The 2,007-nt window shown below is 62.7% G+C and carries 3 protein-coding genes; 2 read left to right on the forward strand and 1 reads right to left on the reverse strand.

The genetic code is table 11. The features are described from left to right. On the forward strand, positions 1–216 hold a 216-nt coding region (locus C9413_RS32935), incomplete at its 5' end, for a hypothetical protein (RefSeq protein ID WP_210263679.1). An 80-nt stretch (positions 217–296) separates the two neighbouring features. On the opposite strand, the gene C9413_RS31565 is transcribed toward C9413_RS32935, so the two are convergent. Beyond that, positions 297–1,184 carry a LysR family transcriptional regulator gene (locus C9413_RS31565; RefSeq protein WP_039844657.1) on the reverse strand — a complete coding sequence of 296 codons (888 nt, stop codon included), beginning with the start codon at positions 1,182–1,184 and terminating at the stop codon, positions 297–299. 130 nt (positions 1,185–1,314) lie between these two features. On the opposite strand from C9413_RS31565, the gene C9413_RS31570 reads away from it, so the two are divergent. Then, a partial coding sequence (locus tag C9413_RS31570) for an SDR family NAD(P)-dependent oxidoreductase (RefSeq protein WP_170251463.1) occupies positions 1,315–2,007 on the forward strand: 693 nt, incomplete at its 3' end.

The following is a 2,007-nucleotide window of genomic DNA, read 5'->3' on the forward strand; positions in this document are numbered from 1 at the left end:
CGGGCCGACCGCACACGGGGCCGGACGGAGCAAGGCCTGCCGTTTACCCACCGCGGGCAAATCGACGGGGGGGGGGACATGGCAGATCGGAAGAGCAAGGGCAAAGACACTTGGGATTGGTGCCGCAATTGCAGCGCCTGGCCGACATCGGACTGCGAGGAAAAGCCCTATCGGCGGGGCAGACCCGCCGGCACCATTGAGGACTGCTGCGCATGAGCCGCCGCTCTGTCCTCTCGCCAGTTGTCTTGATGAGGTCATCGCGGCAAGAGGTGCCCCAGAGCCCAGAACGCCTGGCGCTATTCCGCCTTCATCGCTTCTATCACTGCCCTGAACCCCGCCGGCATGTGGCGCCGGCTGGGGTAGTAGAGGTAGAGCGGCTCTTCCGGTTGGCACCAGTCGTCGAGCACCTGGATGAGTTCGCCGGCCGCGATCATCTTCTCCACGCGATCTTCCCAGACATAGGCGAGCGCCACGCCGCCCAGGGCCGCGTGGGTCATCAGTTCGTGGTCGTCGAGCGAAAGCGGGCCGGCCGGGTGGAAGGTAATCGCCTGCCCGTCCTTCTCGAAATCCCATGGGTAACGCGCGCCGGAGGGAAACATGTTCTGGATACAGAGATGACGCTTCAAGTCGTGCGGTGTCACCGGCTTCGGCCGCCGCTCGAAATAGGCGGGCGAACCGACGACCACCAGGCGCAGCCGCGGCTTGATGCGCAAGGCGATCATGCCCTCCGTCACCCGCTCCCCAAACCTTATCCCGCCATCGAAACCTTGCTCGACAATATCGATCAGGCGGTCGGTGGCACTGATTTCGAGCTGCAGGTTCGGATTCTTTTCGAGCAACGGGCCGATCACGCGGCCGATCACGAAAGGCGCGATCGAATTCGGAACGTTGATCCTGACCTTGCCGAAGGGCGTGTCACGAAACCGGTTCAGCGCATCGAGCGCTGCGGTGATCTCGCCAAAGGCCGAATCGAGATGCGACTTCAGGAGTTCGCCCGCCTCCGTCAGCGAGACGCTGCGCGTCGTGCGGTTCAAAAGCCGGACGCCGGTCCTGTCCTCGAGATTGAGAACCGCATGGCTGACGGCGGAGGCCGTGACGCCCCTCTCCTCGCCCGCCTTTCTGAAGCTCCGGTGCCGGGCAACGGCGGCAAAAGCTGCCAGTTCGGAAAGCTCGGTGGCGCGCATTGCTGAATTTCACTCATCATAGTTTCGATAATAACAAATCTTATACAGCAACCAGTTTTCAGTCAAATTCCTCCCGTCGGCACAGAAGATGCAGACACCCAGGAACCGTAGAGCTTGAAAGGAACGTGTCATGAAAGTCTGGTTCATCACTGGTGCATCCCGCGGCTTCGGCGCGCTGATGACGAAGGAAGCGCTTGCAGCCGGCGATGCGGTCGTCGCCACAGCCCGCAATCCGAAGAACGTGACCGATAAGTTCGGCGACCGCCCGAACCTTGTCGCGGTCGCCCTTGACGTCACCGATGAGGGACAAGCGAAGGAAGCCGCTGCAAAAGCCGTCGAACGCTTCGGCCGCATCGACGTCCTCGCTAACAATGCCGGTTACGGCCTGCTCGGCGCCGTCGAGGAAGCAACCGCCGAGGAAGTCGAAAGGCTTTACGCCACCAATGTCTTCGGCCTCCTGAAGGTCACCCGTGCCGTCCTGCCCTATATGCGCCGCCAGCGTTCGGGACATATCTTGAACTTTTCCTCGATCGGCGGCTATTTCGGCTATCCCGGCTGGGGCGTCTATGGTTCGACCAAGTTCGCCATCGAAGGCCTGTCGGAATCCCTGGCCGCCGAACTCGAGCCCTTCGGCATCAAGGTGACGATCGTCGAGCCCGGCTTCTTCCGCACCGATTTCCTCGCCGACAACTCGCTGGCGGTCAGCCCGGCCTCGATCCCGGACTCTATCGCCACCCTGGCCGGCAACCTGCGCGCTTTCGCAGCCGGTGCACACCATGCCCAGCCCGGCCACCCGGCAAGGCGCGCAGCCAGCACCATCACC

Origin of the sequence: Rhizobium sp. SEMIA 4085, assembly GCF_013004495.1 — a bacterium.
Lineage (GTDB): Bacteria > Pseudomonadota > Alphaproteobacteria > Rhizobiales > Rhizobiaceae > Rhizobium > Rhizobium gallicum.

Bases quoted from the DNA above. Each gene is read 5' to 3' on its own strand.
- C9413_RS31565 (WP_039844657.1), bottom strand. From the start codon at position 1,184: ATGCGCGCCACCGAGCTTTCCGAACTGGCAGCTTTTGCCGCCGTTGCC.